This window comes from Acinetobacter sp. FDAARGOS_558 (assembly GCF_003937785.1).
Taxonomy (GTDB): Bacteria; Pseudomonadota; Gammaproteobacteria; order Pseudomonadales; family Moraxellaceae; genus Acinetobacter; species Acinetobacter baumannii.
The window spans coordinates 3100360-3121637 of sequence record NZ_RKJH01000001.1 but is presented as its reverse complement, the minus strand read 5'-3'; the positions used below and the strand labels follow the sequence as shown (position 1 = coordinate 3121637).

Below are 21278 nucleotides of genomic sequence, written 5' to 3'. Positions count from 1 at the left end.
ACAAATCCAGCTAGATATTGCCAACCTTTCCACATTTCTATTATGCGGAATATTTGCACAAATGCAAAAAAAAGCATGTAAAAAATTACTTTTCCGATGAATGTAAAGCAGCCTAATCTACTTTCTCGGAATTTAACAAAAAGTTAAACCTGAACCATGGCAGTTTGGCTTAAAGTTTTGATTCGTTAACTGCAAGTTGCTTAAATTTAATGTGAGCGGACTATTTTTTAAATCAATCGTACCAATATTTACATCTAAGTCAGCCCCTAATAATAATCCATCAAGATCAGAAGTTTTGGCAGGGTTAGCCTGTAAAAATGCAGAAACTGCTGTTGAAATTTGTGGAAATAGTGGGGAAATATCAATTGCATCTTGTGGAATGATGTTACCAACGTTAACTGGATTTGCAAAAGACATCCACCAGCCTTTTTGAGCTACATCATCTGCTTTCGCACCCGGCCATTGGAGCATTTGATTTTGTAGTGCGAGATACATTGGTGAATTAATTGGTAAATTATGAATAAGGCCCAATGACTGGGTTAAATTTAAATTTGCAGTAATATTTGAAATCGTACCATTCATATATACGCTTGAAAACTTTTTACCCTCCCCTGCTATTGCACACACTAGAAGGTTGCTGCAACTAGTAACAGTTGCCTCGACCTTACCACCTTGAGTATAAATACCTGTTGGTTCAGGATAAGCTGGATCATGTGGACCTGCTGCATTATATTGCACCGTACCATCTACTGGATAAGAACTACTATGACCTACATAAATATTAGGGACTTTCACTGGAGCAGATAAAACTTTTGAGGTAACACGATTACCATTAACTTGAATTGGAGCAATTTCAAAATAGTTATTTTGAATACCAGGAATGTTAAAGCCACCATTTGAGGTAATAAATTCTACTTCTGCCAATGAGCCAAGTCCTAAAGCTTGTAAACGTCCTGTTACGGCATTTGCACCATATAAATTATCTCGCGTGGCCGAAGTTGTTGCATAACCTTTAATCAAACCGCTACTATCGGACTGAACTTTCATATAACCAGAAATAGAGTTGATCCCATTCGGGGTGGTTGTATTTTCAGTACCAGCTGTTAATAAGCCAATAAATTTTTCAGCACTTAGTCTTAAACCAACTACTTCACGTGTTGATGCTGAGTTTGGATTCTTAACAGCAAACTCAATGAATGGATTGGTTAAAACAGCCGAAGATGAGGCACGATCTTCATTAGACATAGGTAGCGGATTACCATTGGCATCAAAATTCTGTCCACTTAAACTTAAATTATCAATATCAATATCACAGCCACCCGCACCATTTACACCGCCACAACCTAACTGTAGTTTACGAATATTGGTGTTAATTTCTAATTCAGCTTCCAAACCTAATTTATAGAAACCAATATTACTACTGTTGTCGCGTAATTTTTCTAAATTTGCAGAGTCCGTAGGCGCAATATAAGACATACTCATCAAGGCTTGGCCACGAGTAGCTGACAATTCAGCATCTGACATTGGAACTAAAGTAGAACCAGCATAAGCTGAAGAAAAGTATAAGCTTCCAAGCGCTATAGCTATATGAAGAGATGTAAACTGTCGCATGACCGACCTCCGTATCCTTGGGGGCATAATCTAATTTAATTTCTTTTTATTTGGTTTATCTAAAATTAGTAGATATCTAAACAATTACTACTAAAAAGACAACCTATATCCAATACCTTTGCTTTTAAATTCTGTGATGCAGAACAAAAAAACAAATCAATTATTGATCATTTTATATCATTTTTTACAAAAGAAAACGTTCAATTATAAATATTCCGATGAATGCCACTTTGTTTATTTTTCAACAAAAATGGGCCACCTCAAGTGACCCATTTTTAGAATTTAATCTAATTTAAAACAACTTAGGTTTTAGGAAGCGTAACGCCAGTTTGTCCTTGGTATTTACCACCACGGTCTTTATAAGACGTTTCACAAACTTCATCACTTTCGAAGAATAGCATTTGTGCTACCCCTTCACCCGCATAAATACGCGCAGGCAAGTTCGTGGTATTTGAAAATTCTAAAGTAACGTGTCCTTCCCATTCTGGCTCTAAAGGAGTGACATTTACAATAATACCGCAACGTGCATAAGTTGATTTACCAAGGCACACAGTCAAAACATTACGTGGAATACGGAAATATTCAATTGTACGCGCTAGAGCAAATGAGTTAGGTGGAATAATACAAACGTCAGACTCAATATCGATAAAACTTTTTTCATCGAAATTTTTTGGATCAACAATTGCAGAATGTACGTTAGTGAAAACTTTAAATTCGCGGGCACAGCGTACGTCATAACCATAGCTAGAGACCCCGTAGGAAATCAATTTTTCGCCATTCTTATCAAAACGGACTTGATTCTCTGCATAAGGTTCAATCATGCCGTGTTTTTCGCTCATCTCGCGAATCCAACGATCAGACTTAATAGCCATGTATTTTCTATCCAAAAGGTAATTTCATTGATTGCGACGTACTTTAACGTAAAAAAGCAATTATGAAAACAATGGCGGCTACTCTTATCGCCAAGAATAGCCCGGAATAAATTTTTAAAGATTTAATAAAGCAGAATAGCTAATTGGAATTGAGAAACTAACTAAAACCAACGAGGCTGTTCTTTGTAAATTTGATTGATTTAACCAACGTACTTTATTTGCAGCCAAGACTGACCCTAAAAAAATCCAGAATAAGGCAATTGGGGTAATTAAAGCTAAATAAGCCAGCATATGAATGAGATAAATATGAAAATTAGTCCACGCTGCAACAGGGAAAATCGCTGAAGCAAAAAGTAATGCCTTAGGATTTAGTAAAGTTGCACAAAATAATTCACGTGGGCGAATAGTTGGCTGATCTAGTTCAAGCTGTTGATTTGCCGTGTGCCATAATTTAATTGCTAAAAAAATAATATAACAAGCACTGAGCAATTTAAGTATAGGAGGTAATAAAGGAAGCGTTGCAGAAACTTTCCCGATTAACATTCCCCAAGCTGAAATCGAAATCACATACCCTAGAACTTCTGCCGGAATTAATTTAGCAGATTTTTTGAGGCCTACTTGTACTCCTGATGATGCAAGTAAAGTATTTGTTGGGCCAGGGGTAAGTAAAATAGTGGCAACCAAGCCAATAAAAAGCCATGAAATCATTGAATGACCTCACAATGTAGTCATCTCAGATTAATAGATATTATTCTAGAAGGCAAAATCTAATTGTAAGACAATTTTTTAACCTCTTAAGAAATAAAATTTAAAAATTATTTACAAACAATAACTTATTAAAATTTTATTAATTCTAAACTAAAAAACTATAGAGTCAGTTGCAGAGTTTTGCGTACCAAATTGTATTTAAGTAATATAAGTATTTTTATTTTAAATCTATTTTTACATTAAAAAGGCCTATAATAAATTATTACAGCAGTAAGTTTAATTTTTAAGCTTTTAATAAGTTTCAATTAATATATTGTTTCTTTGTGTTTATATGAGCCCCTAAGCTCTACTATCCTATGATTATGGCAAAGCAATTTTTTCAATCTTGGCTTCCTTCTCCAGAGAAAGTTTCAAATATGAAATTTTTAAGGATTTTCGGGCAAAAAACCCTTAATCCTGTGCTTTGGTATGTCAACCGTAAATCTATTACTCGCGCCATTTTTGTAGGGACTTTTTTCGGTTTACTGCCTATACCCTTTCATAGTGTATTTATTGTTATGGCAGTTTTACTGTTTGAAGTTAATTTACCTATTAGCTTAATGCTTGCTTGGCTCAGCAACCCTCTTACATTAGCGCCTATTTTGTATATTGGTTTCTGGTTTGGTGCACATATTTATCATGTGCATATGATAAATAAGAAAATGCTTTTAGGGGTGCTTCACCAGATTTCACGTTGGATTACGCATTTTGGTCATGGTCATATCGATTTGAGCCTCGCTAAAATTTTAATATCAGGTCTCATTGTCGAAGCGTTTGTATTTGCAACCATACTATATATAGTGACTGAGGTTTTTTGGCGTTGGATGGTCATTCGAAACTGGAAAAATAGAACAGGACATAAAAAACAAGAAGACGCTCTATAAGAATTCATCTTCTTGCCTAAAATTAAATTGTTATTTTGGTAGTTTAGATTTCATATATTCTTCAGCTACGTTAAGCACGTAGTCTTGGCAAGCTTCTCCTGTACCAGGGTCATAAGCACCATTATTTGTAATATTATTAGATAAAATTCGAATTCCTAAAAACGGAACATTAAACTGGCTGGCGATTTGTGCAACAGAAGCCGCTTCCATTTCTTCAACTGAGGTACCATAACGCTCATGGAAAAATTGAATTCGGTCAAGTTCATTATTCCAAACATCTGCCGAGCCAATCGTCCCTTCAACCACTTCACCTTTGTCATAACGTACTTTATGTGCCGCCATTAATAGCTCTTGGTCACCTTCAAATTTGCGAATTGCAATAGGCTCAGGGTCAGATTCTTTTGTTGGTAAAACGTCGAAAGCCTCAACCCATGTTAGTGAGTTTGAACCGCCACCTAATGGCTGTTTAGGCGTTCTAAAAGCGCCAATATTGGTTGCATATTTTCCTAAAACAATATCATAAACATGGAGATCAGGATCGTGCCCCCCTGCTGTTCCTTGGTTAATAATCGCAATCGGTTTATACCGTTCAATTGCCAAAGCGGTTGCGGCAGCAGAGTTACTCATCCCCATACGTGTTTTAGAAATAATCATTGGATAGCCATTGTAGGTTCCTTTCCAAAAGGTCCAGCCACCTATTGTTTCAACAGTTTTATTTTCTAACTTTGAAGCCATTCTTTCCGACTCTACGGGTAAAGCACCCTGAATAATAATCGGCTGTAACTTCTGTTTTTGTTCCTGAACTGTTGGTGTTTGTGAAACTGATGAGTTGTCATCATTACATCCAACTAAAAATAAAGCGCTACATAAACTGATTACGCCCAAACTATACTTAAATTGCATTTTCCACCTGTTTCTTTGAAAAAGAAGCGTAAAGTAGCAATCTACATGCCAATTTCAAGTTTAACTTTGTTATTTAGATTCAGTAATTTAAATTTTTCTTTTAATCAGCCAATAAAAAACCCGACTTAAAGTCGGGTCAAATGAATCAAAAAATTCGTTTGTCATCTCGTGTGCGCTGAGGGATTTTTTCAATCTGTTGCCACACTGCTTTCGCAATATCGATATAACTATCAGCTGCATCATCCATTGCAATCACACTCGGTTTACCTTGATCAGCATGCTCACGTATTTGAGCATTTAGAGGTAAGCGTCCTAATAATGGAATATGGTATTGCTCGGAAAGCTTATCACCACCACCGATACCAAAAATTTGCTCTTCATGACCACAATTTGAACAAATGTGGGTCGACATGTTCTCAACGACACCTAATACCGGAATACCAACTTTATTAAACAACTCGATTCCTTTAGTCGCATCAAGCAAAGCAACATTTTGTGGGGTCGTCACAATGATTGAGCCAGTCACTGGAATACGCTGTGCAAGTGTCAGCTGAATATCACCAGTACCCGGCGGCATATCAATCATGAGTACATCTAAATCTGGCCAAAGCGTTTGATTAAATAATTGCATTAGAGCGCCTGTAGCTTTCGGCCCACGCCATGCAACAGGTGTGTTGTTATCGCCAGTTAGATGTCCAATAGAAAGTACAGCCATACCGTAAGCATCTAACGGTACAAAATTTTCACTTTCAATAAGAGGAGTTTTACCAGCATTACCTAGCATGGTCGGGATACTTGGCCCATAGATATCAGCATCTAATACCCCAACCTTAAGTCCCATTTTTTGTAAGGCAAGCGCCAAATTGACCGTTGTTGTCGATTTACCAACACCACCTTTACCTGATGAAACTAAAATAACATTCTTGATTCGAGGATGAAGTGGCACATCTCTTTGTTGCGGCGCTGCTTTCTGAATTGGTGGGTTATTTGGATCCGGTTCAGACTTAGGTGAAGCATCAAGCACAGGAGGTAGGTTTGAATTTTCTTTCGGTGCTTTAGATGAACAACTTTGACCCGAACTCTCTTGTGTAGGGCGCTTTTGTTGAACTACATGTAAATTAAGTTCTTCAATACCGCACTTTTGCAAAGCACCAGCTAAATCATCATGAATTTGCTGCAAGTATTCTTTTTCGTCTGGGAAAGTATTAATGGTGAGTTGTAAAACACGACCTTGCACTTGAAGCTGACTAATGCGCTCTTTTAAAGCATCTTTTGAATCTGGCAATAAATAATTTTGGAGTACGGTTTGGATTTCCTCTTCTTTCACTTCTTGTGCGGGTGAAAAAACGGATTTTAATGAAGAAAGCCAAGACATATTGTTTACTCCAAAAACAGATCATTACAGCTTAATGGAGATAGTGTAACAGTATTGCTCCGCACTCGCTCACCTTGGGATGAATAATTACTAACTTCAGAACTCATCTTTTAGGTAAGGAGTACGGATTTTAGTTTAAATCAGCTTATTCAGCAGAATCATGATTTTTCAATTTATTAAGTTTTTCGGTAGCTGTTTTCTTCAACTCATCAAATTTTGCAGTTGCTTGAGTTTTTAACTCATCAAATTTTGTAGCCGCCTCTTCCTTTAATTCTGCAGCTTTGGCTTTAGCATCATCAAGTTTATGCGCTGCTTCAGTACGTAAATGGTCAAACTTATCTTGCAGGCTATGCTGAGCATCATCAAGTTTGCCTTTCAAATCATTAGCTTTATCTTCAACTGCCTCTTTTGCAGCAGCTTGTTTTTCTTTTACATTTTCCTTTAAATCTTCCAAGGCTTTTTCACCTTGTACTTTTGCATCGGCCGCTTTGGTCTTTAGCTCATCTACTTTATCTGCAACTGCTTCTTTACCCGCAGTTTGTTTCTCTTTTACATTTTCTTTTAAATCGTCCAAAGCTTTTTCACCTTGTACTTTTGCATCAGCCGCTTTTGCCTTTAATTCATCTAATTTATTTTCAGTAGTCATCGTTGTTATCCTCATCGTTAATTAAAAAAATTACCTGAATAAGTTATTAGTTATACATCGTTATGGCTTATTTTCTGACCGTAACTGCAATTTGAAACAAAGACAATACAGGAAGATTCAAATATTTTTTGATTTGTTTATCTGTTCTAAAGAGAAATAACTTCTGGCTTTAAGTCCATTTTTATAGATACCTCTTATATTTAGTCAAAGATTATTAATCTTTGCTTATCTTCCTGCATCAGTTAAAATCTTCCACCTTATAAATACGAATGAGAGAATGAGATCCGTGCGTAAAATTTTAGTCACCAATGCCCTCCCTTATGCCAATGGTCCAATTCATATGGGTCATTTACTCGGTTATATCCAGGCAGACATCTGGGTTCGTGCCATGCGGGCAATGGGTCATGACGTGACTTATGTATGTGCGGATGATGCTCACGGTACAGCAATTATGCTACGTGCCGAAGCAAATGGTATTAGCCCAGAAGAGCAAATCGCGAATGTTCAAAAAGAACACATTCGTGATTTTGATGGTTTTGGCGTACATTTCGATCATTATGATTCAACTCATAGTGATGCGAACAAAGCTCGTTCAACAGATATCTATATTAAAAACCGTGAAGCTGGCAATATTGCAGTCCGACCTGTAACTCAATTATTTGATCCGGAAAAAGGTATGTTCTTATCTGACCGTTTCATTAAGGGTACTTGCCCAAAATGTAAGTCAGAAGATCAATACGGCGACTCATGTGAAGTATGTGGTACAACTTATAATGCGACTGAGTTACTCAATCCGCGTTCGACTTTAAGTGGTGCAACACCAGTTGAAAAATCATCAGATCACTATTTCTTCAAGCTCCCAAACTTTGCTGAATATTTGCAAAAATGGACCCGCGATGAAGGTCGCTTACCTCTTTCAATTGCTAACAAATTGGATGAATGGTTTGAAGCAGGTTTAGCAGACTGGGATATTTCTCGTGATGCTCCTTATTTTGGTTTTGAAATTCCGGATGCACCGAATAAATATTTCTATGTGTGGGTAGATGCCCCAATCGGTTATATGTCTAGTTTTGAAAACTATATCAAAACTAAGCGCCCAGATTTAAACTTTGATGATTTCTGGAAGAAAGATAGTCAAAATGAGGTTTACCACTTTATTGGTAAAGACATTGTTTACTTCCATGCTTTATTCTGGCCTGCGATGCTTGAAGGGGCGAACTATCGCACTCCAACAGGCTTATTCGTAAATGGTTTCTTGACTGTAAATGGACAAAAAATGTCTAAGTCTCGCGGTACTTTCATTAAAGCCGAGACATACTTACAACATCTAAACCCAGAGTATTTACGCTATTACTTTGCTTCTAAACTTTCAGATAAAGTTGAAGACTCTGACTTGAACCTTGATGACTTTGTTCAGAAAGTAAATTCAGATTTAGTGGGTAAAGTGGTTAATATTGCTAGTCGCTGTGCTAAGTTTATTAACAGCAGTTTTAACAATACGCTATCAAGTACATGTGCTGAATCTGACTTAGTACAAAGCTTTATTGATGCTGGTGATTCAATTGCTGCTGCATATGAAGCGCGTGAATTCTCTACGGCGATCCGTGAAATTATGGCGCTTGCTGACCGCGCAAACCAATATATTGATGAGAAAAAACCTTGGGCTCTGGCTAAACAAGAAGGTCAAGAACAACAAGTTCTTGATGTATGCTCTGTCGGTATCAACTTATTCCGTCAATTAGCAGTGTACTTAGCTCCAGTACTGCCAACTTTAGCTCAGCAAGTTCAAGATTTCTTAAAACTTGAAAGCTTCGATTTCGAGTCACGTAAACAAATTCTTGTAAGCCATGAGATTGCACAGTTCCAACCTCTTATGCAGCGTGTTGATCCAAAAGCTGTTGCAGCCATGGTTGATGCTTCTAAAGAGTCTTTAGGTGCTCCTGCTCCACAAGCAACTAAATCAGCGAAAAAAGAGAAATCTGCCGAGAAAAAAGCAGCCCCTACTCCAGCAGTTGGTGAAGCTGAAATTATTGGTATTGAAGACTTCTTAAAAGTTGACTTACGTGTTGCTCAGGTCGTTGAGGCAGGTACAGTTGAGGGTTCAGATAAATTACTTCAATTGACGTTAGACGTAGGTGAAGCTGAACCACGTAATGTATTTAGTGGTATTCGTAGTCAATATGCGCCAGAAGACCTAAAAGGAAAATTGGTCGTTATGGTGGCTAACCTTGCACCACGTAAAATGCGTTTTGGTATTTCAAACGGTATGGTACTTGCTGCCGGAAATGGTGAAGGTATTTTCATTATTTCACCAGATAGCGGTGCAAAACCTGGCGATAAAGTTTCTTAATCCGCCTACATATAAAAAAAGCTCCCTACATTGGGAGCTTTTTTATTTCTAACCTACTTTTTAAAATAAGCAGGCTTATCTACACTGAGTACATTTAAAGTGCTATATGTGAGACATTCTATCCATCAATTAATAATTAGATTGCTCATGATTATTGGCTTGTAAATCGGGAATTTTGTAGTCTTTTTCATAAACCGGAGAACCAGCAATACTCATCGCCCGTTCATTTGAAGGTTGCTGTTTACTTGTTGTTCTCATCTCACATCCTGTAGTTAAGATGAAAAAAACAACCGAAATGCTCACCATTAGTTTTTTCATAACGTGATCCTCATTTCTTTTTGTTTTATTAATTAAGTTACCACTTTTTAAATATTTAAGTGCTAAAAAAGATATTTCAATTTGTATATATTTTGCGCAAAAATAAAGCCAGACTACAAAGAGTTGGCTTTATATTTTTTAGATATTTTAATTAAAGATTTATCATTTGAAGAAGATTAACTTTAAGCCCAATACGCTAACAATGCTTCCAGCCACTCGGTCAACACCCGTTTTTGCTTTTAAATACATTTTTCGAGGCTTCTCTGAAGATAAAAGCATTGCTACACATGAGTACCAACCTGCATCAATCATAAAACAAATGAGCGGTAATGCGACGTAGTAATAATTTGGAATTTCTTTTGGCAGTAAAGCAGTAAAAACACTCGCTAGTACAACAGCAATTTTCGGATTACTTAACTGAGTAATCAAACCATATCGGTAGGCTTGTTTATAAGTCATTTTCGATTTGGCATCATTTTCCATGGCAATTGGTTCTTTGGCATGTTTAATAATTTTAAAAGCAAGCCAAAGCAAATACAGCCCTCCACCAATTTTTAAAATTAGATAAGCTGAAGGCACTGCCAATAAAACTGCCTGTAACCCCATAACTGCTAAAAAGCCAAAAAGAGCTGCACCCGTGCCCGTCCCTAATGCCGTAAACAAGCCATGTTTACGTGATTTAGATATTGAATTTTGCGCCACATAAATAAAGCTTGGCCCAGGACTTATTGCTCCAAGCATCAATGCCATCGCAATTGAAAAAAGAGGAATAAGGGACTCAAACATTGTATTGACCTAACATCATGCAATTGCGCGATATTCTAGCAGCTTTTTATGACACATATAAAAATGGAAAAGAGATAAATTATAAAAATTGAATTTTCATGTTTTTACAATTTAGCTATTCACAACGGACAAAAATGTCCGTTAAATATATCATCTTTAAATTTTCCAAATCAGTGACATGAGTAAACGTCAAAAAATTGCAGCCCATAATCGGGATGAATTACTCAATGCAGCCGAGGAATGCTTTCGTATTCATGGTATTAATGTCCCTCTACAAGTCGTGATTGACCATGCAGGTGTAGGTAGAGCGACGTTCTACCGCAACTTTTGTGACCGAAAGGCTTTAATTAGCGCCCTTTTAGAGCGTGCGATTACACAGCTAGAGCAAAAAGCTGCTCATTTTCAACAATTCGAAGATGGTTTATTTCGTTTAATTGAAGGACATATTGCACAACTTCCCAAGCTCGCAATTTTACAAGATTTTTGGAGAGTGATTGATCGACAAGATCCAATTATGCTAAAAATTTATGAACGGCGAAATAATGCACTTAAGCCACTGATTGAAAATGCAATAGAACAAAAACTGTGCCGAGCTGATCTAACTGCTGATGACTATGCAATGGTCACAGCAATGTTGGGTTCTTCATTTCAAGGACATGAACCTGAAGAACAGACCCGCTTAGCGAAACGAGCAATTGAATTACTATTTCATGGTATTCAAGTACAAAAAATTCGAGGGATAGAATGAGTAAAACGCCTCGTTATTTAGAAACGCCACCTGACTGGACACCAGAAGAACAACCGACTTTACCTGGTTCGCCAGCAGCGATTGCGCATTCTGTACCTAAGCGATTTCTTTATTTTTTTATTGGTCTGTTTGTCGCTATTTCAGCAAGCTTAAGTAATGGTTTCATTACGGCAAATTTGCCCTTAATCCAAGGTGAGTATGGCCTGACACCTTCTGAAGCCGCTTGGCTTCCTGCTGCTTATGTAATGGCCAATGTCAGTTCGAATCTGATTTTGTTTAAAGCTAGGCAACAATATGGTCTGAGAGTCTTTTCAGAAATAGGACTTGTTATTTTTATTGCCGTGCTGGTTTTGCACATTTTTGTGCATACCTATGAAATGGCCTTGTTCGCTCGGGTTGTAGCAGGTTTAGCTGGCGCACCACTTAGCTCTTTAGGTATGTATTACACCATGCAAGCTTTTAAAAAAGCCGACATGGCAAAAGGTATATATATTGCCTTTGGTTTTCAGCAGTTAGGTGTACCGCTCGCCTGGATTATTTCCCCTTTTCTTGTGAGTACAGACAGTTGGTCTGTTCTTTACACCTTTGAACTCGGCTTAGCACTTTGTTGTTTAGCAATGGTGGTTTCTTTGAAATTACCACGTAGCTTACGAATCTATGTTTTCGAAAAACAGGATTTCTTCACCTTTGCTTTACTGGCGCCAGGTTTTGCATGTCTATGTATTGTGCTGACACAAGGCCCAATCTTGTGGTGGTTTAACAGTGAATGGCTTGCTTATGTATTAATTGCAGGTTTTAGCTTAGTTGTTTTAGGTTTGCTCTATGAACATTATCGTGCCAATCCATTAATTATGACACGTTGGTTAGGCGCCTCCTCAACCCTACGCTTTATCTTTGGTGCTTTTGCCATTCGTCTTTTAATGTCAGAACAAAGTTATGCAGCCGTTAATTTCCTAAAAACTATGGGAATGGGTCCAGACCAATTTGTTCCACTCTATGTGGTCATATTGGTGGGGATTTTAAGCGGAACTCTATTTAGTGCGCTTACTTTCTCGCGTGAACGAATTATTTTTCACTTACTTTTTGCAGAGTTTTTGATTCTCATTGCCTGTGGACTAGATTATCACCTTACGAGCGATGTACGGCCTTCAAACTTCTTTGCAAGCCAGTTTTTAGTAGGCTTTGCCGGCGGCCTGTTTATCGGTCCTTTACTTCTAATTGGATTTGCGCAAACTTTGGCTAAAGGTCCTTCGTATGTAGTGACTTTTATTGTCTTATTCTCTGCAACCCAAACATTTGGTGGCCTTGTTGGCTCATCTTTTTTCTCGACCTATCAACAACATCGTACACAAAACTATCAAGTCGAGATTATTAAAGATTTGGAACAAGCTGACCCACTAGTTGCTCAAAGGCTTTCTACCTATCAACGTAGTGCAGCCATCACAACAAATGACCCCGCATTACAAACAGCTCAGTCTATGCGCTCACTTAATCAAGTGGTTACTCGTGAAGCTCAGGTCCGTGCTTACAATGATGTGATTGCATTAAACGGTATTTTTGCCGTCGCCTTACTCTTATGGGGCGGATTTAATATTGCACGTAGTAAATACCTACAACGCAGAGGAATTAGCCGCCCTTAACGGCTTATGTTATTGATGAAATAGAAATTGAGATTGATATATGTCAGATGATCAAAATAAACCGGAACAAACCCCTGCTCAAACATCTAATAATGAGCCAACGCCTGCACCTGCACCTGCACCTGCACCTGCACCTGCACCTGCAAGTAAACTGATTCCGACAAAACGCTCAACCCTATTATGGATGTTGGGTGTGCTTATTATCGGTATTTTAGTGATTTTGTGGGCATGGAGAATTGGGCCTTTTGCCACAAGTGTGCAGCAAACTGACAATAGTTATGTTAAAGGTAAAACTACCATTTTATCCTCGCAAATTAATGGCTATGTTAAAGATGTATTGGTAAAAGACTTTGACCATGTTAAAAAGGGTCAAGTATTAATGCATATTGATGCCACCACTTATGACCAAAAAGTAGCACAAGCGGCTTCAGGGGTAGAACAGGCCAAAAATACTTTAGCCAATCAAACTCAGTCAATTGCTCAAAAACAAGCAGATATTGTGGCTGCGCAGGCTAAAGTAGAACAAGTCAGGGCTCAATATGAACTTTCTTTAGCACAGCTTAGACGCTATCAACAGCTAGGGAATAGTGGAGCAGCTTCTAAATCTGAGCAAGATAAAGCCGCTGCTGATGCCGAAAATAATCTTGCAGCCCTTAAACAGGCAGAGGCCAATGTTCTAGTTGCCAAAGAAGCACTTAAAACAGCTCAAGTCGCAGAAGCAGGCTTAGAAGCACAAGTTTCCAGTGCTAAAGCACAGTTAGACCAAGCTCAAACCACCAAAGACTATAGTGTTATTGTTGCTCCAATGGATGGACAACTTGGTGAAGTAAACCCTCGTGTTGGGCAATATGTGGCCGCAGGATCACAGTTACTCTATCTGATTCCACAGCAAACTTGGGTGATTGCCAACTTTAAAGAAACCCAAATTGCCAATATGCGAATTGGACAAAAAGCATGGTTTACAGTGGATGCGATGAACCACAAAAAATTTACAGGACATGTTGAGCAAATTTCGCCTGCTGCAGGTTCCGAGTTCAGTGTGTTAAAGCCAGACAATGCGACAGGTAACTTTACTAAAGTTGTGCAACGCATAGCTGTACGTATCACCATCGACCCAAATCAGGAAGGAATGGAACACTTACGTCCTGGTATGTCAGTGATTACTTCTGTCGACACAAGCTCTTAATCAGCTTTTTAAAGTTCTCTTTAAAAAGTTACAATGTGATCATTCATTATTTTTCTCAATTTCTAATGTTTGATCACATTGCCCAACCTATTTCTTACCAGCACATTGAACTCCCATCATCTGTTCATCTCGACATTAAACGTTTAGATCTCATCCACCCTCAAATTTCGGGCAATAAGTTTTTCAAATTAAAATACAATTTACTTGCCGCAAAACAACAAGGACTATCAAATATTTTGACTTTTGGTGGCGCTTACTCAAATCATATTGCTGCAACAGCTTATGCAGCTCATATTTTTGGCTTAAACAGTATTGGAATTATTCGTGGTGAAGAGTTAGCGAATAAGCCGCTTAACCCCACTTTGGAAAAAGCACAAAGTTTAGGAATGCAGCTACATTTTGTCTCACGCAATGAATATCGTTTGAGAGATGATGAAAACTTTCTTCAACAGTTAATTCAACAGTTTCCTGAAACATACATAATCCCTGAAGGCGGCACCAATAAGTTAGCAGTTCAAGGTTGTCAGGAAATTCTTAGTCAGAGTGATTTAGAGAAATATGATGTGATTTGCTGTGCGGTAGGAACTGGCGGAACAATTTCAGGTCTTATTGAAAAAAGTTCAACACATCAAAAAGTCTTAGGATTTTCAGCTTTAAAAGGCGACTTTTTACAACAAGAGATTCGTCGGTGGACTAAAAAACAAAATTGGTCGCTAACAGATGCTTATTGCTGCGGTGGTTATGCCAAAACGTCACCTGAACTATTTGCATTTATTAAAGGTTTTGAAGCGCAATATGCTGTGCCTCTTGAACCAATCTATACGGGAAAAATGATGTTCGGTTTATCCGACCTTATAAAAAATAATTACTTTTCCGAAGGAACTCGTATTCTCGCTATTCATTCTGGTGGTTTACAGGCAGATATAAGAAATAAAACGGACCAATAATTCACTCTTTTTTAGTTAACGTTTTCTCTACCATCATAAATGTCTTTAGCACGAGTAAGGGCTGACATGGTAGTATATGCCCCTTTTTAATTTTCACGATTAATCGAGAATCTCTTATGTCTAACAGTCATGTCGATGTCATTGTCTTAGGTGCAGGCGCTTCTGGACTCATGTTGGCTGCACATGCTGCTAAACGAGGACGCTCGGTTTTAATTTTAGAAAAAGCCAATAAAATTGGTAAAAAGATTTTAATGTCGGGTGGAGGTAAATGTAACTTTACCAACCTGTATGTAGAGCCTGACAACTATATTTCTCATAATCCACACTTTGTCATTTCTGCCCTGTCACGCTATAGCAACTGGGACTTTATTGGTCTGGTGTGTGATTATGGAATTGCCTATGAAGAACGTAAACACGGCCAATTATTTACCCTAAACGGCGCTAAAGAAATTTTAGAGATGTTGGTGAGTGAGTGTAATAAAACCAACAATGTTGAAATCCAGACCCATTGTGAAGTTGGGCAGATTGATCCATTAGAACAAGGCGGTTTTTCTGTACACACCAACCAAGGTCGATTTAGCTGTGAGTCATTAGTCGTTGCTACAGGCGGTTTATCTATTCCGACTTTGGGTGGGTCTGGTTTTGGCTATGAATTGGCACAAAAATTTGGGCATACAGTTTTCCCAACCCGCGCTGGTTTAGTTCCATTTACTTTTTCAGATCATATTAAAGAAGTCACCACGCGCTTAAGTGGTAATGCTTTAGATGTCACGTTAAGCAACTCAAAAAATAGTTTTACTGAAGCGTTATTATTTACCCATCGCGGCTTAAGTGGGCCAAGTTCTTTACAGCTTTCTAACTACTGGAATACCGGTGAAAGTTTTAAAATTGATTTTTTCCCAAGCCAAGATTTAACGACTTATTTAAAAGATAAAAAGAAAGCACAGCCTAAAGTTTTATTACGTACCCTTCTTAATGAGTTTACTGCGAAAAGTATTGTACAAGAGCTACAACAACTCATATGGCCCGAGCATAGCGAAATGGCAATTGGTAATATGAGTGATGCACAGCTAGAACATATTGCCGAGCAGTTACATGGTTTTTCAGTTAAACCATCAGGCACTGAAGGATATCGTACTGCCGAAGTTACCTTAGGTGGAGTTGATACAACCGAAGTTTCATCTAAAACACTCGAAAGCAAAAAGCAGAAAGGACTGTTCTTTATTGGAGAAGTACTTGATGTGACTGGCCACTTAGGAGGCTATAACTTCCAATGGGCTTGGTCTTCTGCTTATGCAGCAGCACAATATGTTTAACTGTTGAATACGCTAATTTGCTGCTTTCGCATCACTTGATGATTTGTCAGCATCACGTGTATGTGTTGTTGCCTGTTTTGATGAATCAGATTTGCTAAATACAAATTTATAAGCACTTGCTAAAAAACCTACGGTAATCCCAGCAATTACAACAGGTGCTAAAAAACGACCAGGCTTCTTCATCGTATTTTCCTCACTTATTTGTTTTTATAGCTGTCAAAGACAGAACGACCACTCAATATAGAGTGGTCGAACTTATCACAAAAATCAAAGATTTTTTGTACTGTTTATCTGAAAATTAGTTACACCTACTAAATTTCATCATTTTCGCCAGTAGAACCAAACGGTTTATTTACTGGTGGTTGTGATGGATTTACTTGTGCAGAATCAGCTGGTTGTGCATCAGATGAAACTGTTGTTGATGGTGCAGTTGTAGTCGTTGACGGAGTTGAAGCCGAAGACGTACTTGCTGTTGTAGTAGAAGGTGGTTGATATAAAGGATTTGGTTGATTAGCTTCTTTTTTCGCTTTATCAAGCAAGTCAGACAGCAATCTTTCAGCTGGTTGACGACCACCTAAACCAAATGCAAGTGCGAAAGCCACTGCAACTGCACCTAGAGTTAAGCCAAATGCAAGGTTCACAATCGAATCAGCAATACCCATCGCTTTTAAACCAAGCGCAAGGACTAAACCAATAATTAAGACACGAACCAAACTACCTAACCAACGTGAACTATTATATTCACCGCGTTGCACCACATTTGCCACAACATTGGCAAGCCAGAAACCAATAACCAAAATTACAGCGCCCAATAGAATGTTTGCACCAAAATGGATAAACATTGCAATCAGACCACTAATCTGTTCAAAACCAAGACGGTCAGCAGCTTCTGAAACTGCAAACAACATGGTAAAGAACACGATTAGCCAACCAACGGCATTAGAAACTTTAGTTTGACCTAAAAAGCGTTGTACATCTAATTTTGCAGGAATTTCATCAACACCAGTTCCTGCAATTAACTCAGCAACCAAGCGACCAACAAAACGTGAAACAATATAAGCAACCAGTAAAATTAAACCAGCAGCAATAATGTTTGGAATAGCTTGTAAAATTTCATTGAGCATTGCTGTTGCTGGCTGAGAAATAGTCTCAATACCTAAAGCTTCAAATGCTACAATCAATGTCGTAATAATAATGATGGCAAAAACAAATGAACCTAAAAATTTGCCTACATTTGAATTTTTGAAAAGACCAATTTTTTCCGCTTGAGATTGCACACCTAAGCTATTAATTAATCCTTCAACAATACCGCGTACAATTTTTGCCAAGATATAACCAACAAAAACGATAACGCCAGCAATAAAGATATTTGGTAAGAATGCTACAGCATCATTTACCATATTTTGAACTGGAATCAGTAAGCCTGTTAATCCTAAGATTGAAAGAACAATCGGAAGGAAAAGTAATAATACAAGCCAGTAAAGAATTTCACCGATATTCTGGCTAACTCCCCCTACACCCACTTCGCTGCTTAACTTATCATCAAGTTGAGTTCGGGATAAAACATTGGTCACCCCCGCCCGCACCAGTCGAGCAACGATCCAGCCAATAAAACCCACCACTACAGCAGCAATAATATTTGGTATATAGACAAGTACCTGATTAACCATGTTGCTAAATGGACCGCTCACTCCACTAATGTTGAGCACATTTAAAGCAGCAACAACGGCGAGAATCAGAATAAACCAGAATACGACTTTGGAGATCAGACCTTCTATATTGGGTGTACGTCCAGTCGCTGAAGATAATTTCGCATTGGTATTTATTTTTTGCAGAAGTTTTTTTACACCTGCCGCAACCAATAAAGCGATGATCCAGCCTACCAGTAAGATGACAATTGCAGCTAAAATAGGATGAAACTGATCCCAGTAATACATCGCATCAAACTGAGCGCCGCGAGGCCCATTAAAAAATTCATTCATATTGTTATGTCCTCAATTGTTATGTTCTTTTCAGTGTTATCACTAAATGAACAACACCAGTTCGTTGTAAAAAATGACGATAAATGCGGTCTATGTCACCTTATGTTTTGAATATTTTTCAATCAACAACCTTCTGCATAAATACAACAAATTGATGCAAAAGATTGCAAAAAAAGCCTTCAGGTCACATCCTAAAGGCTTTTTATCACGATATACTGGTTAGCTTATTACCCTTCATAGGTCTTCAAATCAGAAGTACCACTGATGACTTGTGGTATGGTCTCATGTTGAAATGCGGCTTCCTCTTTTGGCGTTTTGCTGTGATCAGCAACCATATAAACCACAAGTGCGAGAAGAAAAAGCCCAACAATAATTAAAATATAAACTGGCAATCTTCTTTTTTTTGCAGTCTCTTCCGGACTCGTCACATGAGGCGGTTTTGAAAAATCATGCATCTTCTTTCCCCTCTTCTATTATCATTAACTTTATATTCATCATAACAATTTGATTTGTTGCATTGTGTGAAAAAGCATTATGAGAAGGTGTCTACGGTTGCAAAACTCTACTTTTAAAAATATTAATTTAGTATAAAATTTAGCCACTTTAATTATAACGTTTTAGAATCTAACTTCTCGATATTCAGAATCTTCACTAAAGTCCGATTTGTAATACAATATGTTTTAGCCCTTACTTTTTATAAAATAGGCTATAATAAGCCCCCTTGTTTTAAAGCTACTCAATTTTATGATGTATCGTCAGCAAAGCGTAACTCTTGATCTCGACACTGACGTCACACATCAATGTTATTTGCATCAGACAAGAGATGACCATCTCATTGGTATTATTGAATTTAATAAACCAAGTTATGAACTCAAATGGGGTGATCTTGAATATTTCCGTCGCCGCACCGAAGAGTTCTCGGTCATGCCATTTCCTGAATGCATTAATGCGATGATTGTTGATATTCGTAATATCAATGTATTTCTGGACAATGAAGTTCCAATTTTACCGTGGCGTTTACTCGAAGAAGATTGTCCTGTTCGCCTAGTTGTTCCTCAAGACCGCCTTGAACACTATGCGGGATTATTTGAACCAACATGGCTTTCAACAGATGTCGACAGTGCGATTGCAGAGATCCGTGAGTTTATGGATATGTTTGTCCATTAATAAACATATCCATAAAAAATTTTCTTAAAATATTTTACTTCCTGTTTTTACCAGTAATTTTCTACCGCAATATTTCCTTCACCACGACGATTCATTGTAAGACCACGGCGTTTTAGAGCCTCTTTCGTATCATCAACCATTTGTGGGTTTCCACAAAGCATGACATGACTTGATGCTGGGCTGAGTTCTAAGCCTGCTACTTTTTCTAGCTCACCATTTTCGATTAACACGGGTAAGCGTTCATGTAACGGTGCAGATGGATCTCGGGTAATGATAGGAATAAATTTAAAACCTAAATGTCCTTCCCCAAAAGTTTCAGCAATCTCTTGAATACGGTCAACATAAGCCAGCTCAGCCGCAGTACGAACACTGTAAACCAAGTTAATTTTCTGGTAATTAGACCAAGTTTCAAAGTCTTGTAGCATCGACAAAAATGGAGCCAAGCCTGTACCTGTTGCCAGTAACCACAGATCATGCGGTAAAGGCTGTTGATAGCGTGCCAACGTCAGGTAACCATATGGAATTTTTTCCAAATAAAGCTCATCACCGACTTTCAAATGCTGTAGATTCGAGGTGAAGGCACCGTCTGGTACTACAATTGAGAAAAACTCTAGCGTTTCATCAAACGGAGAAGACACCACCGAATACGCACGGACAACCAGCTCATCTCCTACCTTTAAACCAATACGCGCAAATTGCCCTGCCGTAAATTTAAAATGCGAAGGACGCGTCATGGTAAAACTGAAAAGTGTTGGGGTCCAACGATGAACAGATAAAACTTTTTCTACGCTAAATTTTTCAATTGACATGATTTCAACGTGGCATGAAATAGTGCGCTCATGTTAGCATGACAGCCGAAATAATGAATACTTTTAAACGTTAAGGCTTTTTAAACATGCGGATGACATTACGCCAGTTGGCTGTTTTTGTAGCAGTCGCCCAAGAAGGAACCGTTACTAAAGCCAGTGATGCGGTCAGACTGACGCAAAGTGCAGCAAGTATGGCTTTAGCCGATTTAGAAGACGGCTTAGGTGCTCCTTTATTTGATCGTTTAGGTAAGCGCTTGCAGCTAAATGATCTTGGACGTTTTCTGCTTCCCCAAGCATTAGAAATTTTAGGCCGCTGTGAAGCCTTTGAACAAGCAGCCAAGGGTGAGTTACAGAGTATTGACCTTCGTATCGGGGCTACTTTAACCATCAGTGATTATCTAATGCCAGATTTAATGGCTAACTTCTTACAACGTCATCCACAAGCGCATTTACAACTTCAAGTTGGTAACACACGCCAAATGATTGAAGCTGTAAATCAGTTTCAGCTTGATTTAGCTTTAATTGAAGGGTCTTGTCACTTACCTCAACTCCAATGTATTCACTGGCGTGACGATGAGCTAGCAGTGTGCTGCTCACCTGACCATCCGTTAACACGTTTAAATCGCCCACTTACCCCTCAAGATTTTCATGACGTAGAATGGATCTTACGTGAAGAAGGTTCAGGTACTCGTGAAGTCTTTGATAATGCAATTTTGCAAGATTTACCAGATGCAAACATACGTTTGACGCTTGGACATAATGAAGCGATCTTAAAGATAGTGGCTGGCGGTTTAGGAATGTCGTGTATTTCAAAGTTAGCGATTGAACCTTTAAGTGAAAAAGGTCAACTTGTTATTTTAGATACTCCATTTTGGCAACTTACCCGCCCTCTTTATATGCTAGTGCACCGCCAAAAATATCAAGGTCCGGGCCTTAAAGCATTTTTAAAATTTTGCGATGAAGATCAGGCTTAAAGCTTGATCTTCACATT

General features: G+C 38.2%; 21 protein-coding genes. 9 read left to right on the top strand and 12 right to left on the bottom strand.

Going from position 1 to position 21278, the window contains the following annotated elements; genetic code table 11:
* Positions 1–132: 132 nt before the first annotated feature.
* The 3 genes from EGT34_RS14960 to EGT34_RS14945 all read right to left on the bottom strand — a co-directional run bounded on the left by EGT34_RS14960 (position 133) and on the right by EGT34_RS14945 (position 3191).
* Complete coding sequence (locus EGT34_RS14960; protein ID WP_001248734.1) at positions 133–1611, bottom strand: hypothetical protein; 1479 nt, start codon at positions 1609–1611, stop codon at positions 133–135.
* A 302-nt stretch (positions 1612–1913) separates the two neighbouring features.
* Positions 1914–2483, bottom strand: coding sequence for a dCTP deaminase (gene dcd / locus EGT34_RS14950; RefSeq protein WP_000985728.1), 570 nt, complete (start codon positions 2481–2483; stop codon positions 1914–1916).
* 114 nt (positions 2484–2597) lie between these two features.
* On the bottom strand, positions 2598–3191 hold the full coding sequence (locus tag EGT34_RS14945; protein WP_000626777.1) for a LysE family translocator: 594 nt from the start codon (positions 3189–3191) through the stop codon (positions 2598–2600).
* A 356-nt stretch (positions 3192–3547) separates the two neighbouring features.
* Here EGT34_RS14945 and EGT34_RS14940 point away from each other — a divergent pair, with 356 nt between their 5' ends.
* Positions 3548–4114, top strand: a complete 567-nt coding sequence (locus tag EGT34_RS14940; protein ID WP_000605097.1) for a DUF2062 domain-containing protein — start codon at positions 3548–3550, stop codon at positions 4112–4114.
* A gap of 30 nt (positions 4115–4144) precedes the next feature.
* Here the strand turns inward: EGT34_RS14940 and EGT34_RS14935 are convergent, their stop codons facing one another.
* The 3 genes from EGT34_RS14935 to EGT34_RS14920 all read right to left on the bottom strand — a co-directional run bounded on the left by EGT34_RS14935 (position 4145) and on the right by EGT34_RS14920 (position 7038).
* Positions 4145–5017 carry a 5'-methylthioadenosine/S-adenosylhomocysteine nucleosidase gene (locus EGT34_RS14935; protein ID WP_001159887.1) on the bottom strand — a complete coding sequence of 291 codons (873 nt, stop codon included), beginning with the start codon at positions 5015–5017 and terminating at the stop codon, positions 4145–4147.
* Positions 5018–5162: 145 nt separating this feature from the next.
* On the bottom strand, positions 5163–6392 hold the full coding sequence (apbC, locus tag EGT34_RS14925; protein ID WP_000118699.1) for an iron-sulfur cluster carrier protein ApbC: 1230 nt from the start codon (positions 6390–6392) through the stop codon (positions 5163–5165).
* Positions 6393–6537: 145 nt separating this feature from the next.
* Positions 6538–7038, bottom strand: a complete 501-nt coding sequence (locus EGT34_RS14920; protein WP_000206124.1) for a hypothetical protein — start codon at positions 7036–7038, stop codon at positions 6538–6540.
* Positions 7039–7324: 286 nt separating this feature from the next.
* Here EGT34_RS14920 and metG point away from each other — a divergent pair, with 286 nt between their 5' ends.
* Complete coding sequence (metG, locus tag EGT34_RS14915) at positions 7325–9388, top strand: methionine--tRNA ligase (RefSeq protein WP_001226777.1); 2064 nt, start codon at positions 7325–7327, stop codon at positions 9386–9388.
* A 129-nt stretch (positions 9389–9517) separates the two neighbouring features.
* Here metG and EGT34_RS14910 read toward each other — a convergent pair whose 3' ends face one another.
* Both EGT34_RS14910 and EGT34_RS14905 read right to left on the bottom strand, forming a co-directional pair.
* A complete protein-coding gene (locus EGT34_RS14910; protein ID WP_000735804.1) occupies positions 9518–9706 on the bottom strand; it encodes an NF038215 family lipoprotein in 189 nt (62 codons plus the stop codon).
* Between the two features lie 162 nt (positions 9707–9868).
* Positions 9869–10492, bottom strand: coding sequence for a LysE family translocator (locus tag EGT34_RS14905; RefSeq protein ID WP_000463103.1), 624 nt, complete (start codon positions 10490–10492; stop codon positions 9869–9871).
* A 178-nt stretch (positions 10493–10670) separates the two neighbouring features.
* On the opposite strand from EGT34_RS14905, the gene EGT34_RS14900 reads away from it, so the two are divergent.
* The 5 genes from EGT34_RS14900 (at position 10671) to EGT34_RS14880 (ending at position 16329) form a co-directional block, all read left to right on the top strand.
* The gene (locus tag EGT34_RS14900) at positions 10671–11240 is read left to right on the top strand and encodes a TetR/AcrR family transcriptional regulator (protein ID WP_000044601.1); all 570 of its coding nucleotides are present in this window, start codon (positions 10671–10673) and stop codon (positions 11238–11240) included.
* Positions 11237–12880 (top strand): MFS transporter, encoded by a 1644-nt coding sequence (locus EGT34_RS14895; RefSeq protein ID WP_000047790.1) that lies wholly within the window; start codon positions 11237–11239, stop codon positions 12878–12880. Before EGT34_RS14900 ends, EGT34_RS14895 begins: the two co-directional genes overlap by 4 nt.
* 40 nt (positions 12881–12920) lie before the next feature.
* Positions 12921–14066: an HlyD family secretion protein gene (locus EGT34_RS14890; RefSeq protein WP_024437614.1), complete on the top strand. Its 1146-nt coding sequence runs from the start codon at positions 12921–12923 to the stop codon at positions 14064–14066.
* A gap of 65 nt (positions 14067–14131) precedes the next feature.
* Positions 14132–15013, top strand: a complete 882-nt coding sequence (locus EGT34_RS14885) for a 1-aminocyclopropane-1-carboxylate deaminase/D-cysteine desulfhydrase (RefSeq protein ID WP_000459506.1) — start codon at positions 14132–14134, stop codon at positions 15011–15013.
* 116 nt (positions 15014–15129) lie between these two features.
* Positions 15130–16329, top strand: a complete 1200-nt coding sequence (locus EGT34_RS14880) for an NAD(P)/FAD-dependent oxidoreductase (RefSeq protein WP_000071488.1) — start codon at positions 15130–15132, stop codon at positions 16327–16329.
* A 12-nt stretch (positions 16330–16341) separates the two neighbouring features.
* On the opposite strand, the gene EGT34_RS14875 is transcribed toward EGT34_RS14880, so the two are convergent.
* From EGT34_RS14875 to EGT34_RS14865, 3 genes are all read right to left on the bottom strand, one after another.
* Entirely contained in the window at positions 16342–16512 is a 171-nt protein-coding gene (locus EGT34_RS14875; protein WP_000742881.1) for a hypothetical protein, read from the bottom strand.
* Positions 16513–16640: 128 nt separating this feature from the next.
* Positions 16641–18311 (bottom strand): mechanosensitive ion channel, encoded by a 1671-nt coding sequence (locus EGT34_RS14870; protein ID WP_001001661.1) that lies wholly within the window; start codon positions 18309–18311, stop codon positions 16641–16643.
* A gap of 227 nt (positions 18312–18538) precedes the next feature.
* Positions 18539–18766 (bottom strand): hypothetical protein, encoded by a 228-nt coding sequence (locus EGT34_RS14865; RefSeq protein WP_000543705.1) that lies wholly within the window; start codon positions 18764–18766, stop codon positions 18539–18541.
* 292 nt (positions 18767–19058) lie between these two features.
* Between EGT34_RS14865 and EGT34_RS14860 the strand changes: the two genes are divergently transcribed.
* Positions 19059–19478 carry a hypothetical protein gene (locus tag EGT34_RS14860; RefSeq protein ID WP_002000170.1) on the top strand — a complete coding sequence of 140 codons (420 nt, stop codon included), beginning with the start codon at positions 19059–19061 and terminating at the stop codon, positions 19476–19478.
* Positions 19479–19525: 47 nt separating this feature from the next.
* Here the strand turns inward: EGT34_RS14860 and EGT34_RS14855 are convergent, their stop codons facing one another.
* A complete protein-coding gene (locus EGT34_RS14855; RefSeq protein WP_000021170.1) occupies positions 19526–20287 on the bottom strand; it encodes a ferredoxin--NADP reductase in 762 nt (253 codons plus the stop codon).
* An 86-nt stretch (positions 20288–20373) separates the two neighbouring features.
* Here EGT34_RS14855 and gigC point away from each other — a divergent pair, with 86 nt between their 5' ends.
* Positions 20374–21261 carry a LysR family transcriptional regulator GigC gene (gigC, locus tag EGT34_RS14850; RefSeq protein ID WP_001242992.1) on the top strand — a complete coding sequence of 296 codons (888 nt, stop codon included), beginning with the start codon at positions 20374–20376 and terminating at the stop codon, positions 21259–21261.
* Positions 21262–21278 lie beyond the last annotated feature (17 nt).

Coding starts and splice junctions, on each gene's coding strand:
- EGT34_RS14960 (WP_001248734.1), bottom strand. CDS start 1,611: ATGCGACAGTTTACATCTCTTCATATAGCTATAGCGCTTGGAAGCTTA.
- dcd (WP_000985728.1), bottom strand. CDS start 2,483: ATGGCTATTAAGTCTGATCGTTGGATTCGCGAGATGAGCGAAAAACAC.
- EGT34_RS14945 (WP_000626777.1), bottom strand. CDS start 3,191: ATGATTTCATGGCTTTTTATTGGCTTGGTTGCCACTATTTTACTTACC.
- EGT34_RS14940 (WP_000605097.1), top strand. CDS start 3,548: ATGATTATGGCAAAGCAATTTTTTCAATCTTGGCTTCCTTCTCCAGAG.
- EGT34_RS14935 (WP_001159887.1), bottom strand. CDS start 5,017: ATGCAATTTAAGTATAGTTTGGGCGTAATCAGTTTATGTAGCGCTTTA.
- apbC (WP_000118699.1), bottom strand. CDS start 6,392: ATGTCTTGGCTTTCTTCATTAAAATCCGTTTTTTCACCCGCACAAGAA.
- EGT34_RS14920 (WP_000206124.1), bottom strand. CDS start 7,038: ATGACTACTGAAAATAAATTAGATGAATTAAAGGCAAAAGCGGCTGAT.
- EGT34_RS14910 (WP_000735804.1), bottom strand. CDS start 9,706: ATGAAAAAACTAATGGTGAGCATTTCGGTTGTTTTTTTCATCTTAACT.
- EGT34_RS14905 (WP_000463103.1), bottom strand. CDS start 10,492: ATGTTTGAGTCCCTTATTCCTCTTTTTTCAATTGCGATGGCATTGATG.
- EGT34_RS14900 (WP_000044601.1), top strand. CDS start 10,671: ATGAGTAAACGTCAAAAAATTGCAGCCCATAATCGGGATGAATTACTC.
- EGT34_RS14895 (WP_000047790.1), top strand. CDS start 11,237: ATGAGTAAAACGCCTCGTTATTTAGAAACGCCACCTGACTGGACACCA.
- EGT34_RS14890 (WP_024437614.1), top strand. CDS start 12,921: ATGTCAGATGATCAAAATAAACCGGAACAAACCCCTGCTCAAACATCT.
- EGT34_RS14885 (WP_000459506.1), top strand. CDS start 14,132: ATGTTTGATCACATTGCCCAACCTATTTCTTACCAGCACATTGAACTC.
- EGT34_RS14880 (WP_000071488.1), top strand. CDS start 15,130: ATGTCTAACAGTCATGTCGATGTCATTGTCTTAGGTGCAGGCGCTTCT.
- EGT34_RS14875 (WP_000742881.1), bottom strand. CDS start 16,512: ATGAAGAAGCCTGGTCGTTTTTTAGCACCTGTTGTAATTGCTGGGATT.
- EGT34_RS14870 (WP_001001661.1), bottom strand. CDS start 18,311: ATGAATGAATTTTTTAATGGGCCTCGCGGCGCTCAGTTTGATGCGATG.
- EGT34_RS14865 (WP_000543705.1), bottom strand. CDS start 18,766: ATGCATGATTTTTCAAAACCGCCTCATGTGACGAGTCCGGAAGAGACT.
- EGT34_RS14860 (WP_002000170.1), top strand. CDS start 19,059: ATGTATCGTCAGCAAAGCGTAACTCTTGATCTCGACACTGACGTCACA.
- EGT34_RS14855 (WP_000021170.1), bottom strand. CDS start 20,287: ATGTCAATTGAAAAATTTAGCGTAGAAAAAGTTTTATCTGTTCATCGT.
- gigC (WP_001242992.1), top strand. CDS start 20,374: ATGCGGATGACATTACGCCAGTTGGCTGTTTTTGTAGCAGTCGCCCAA.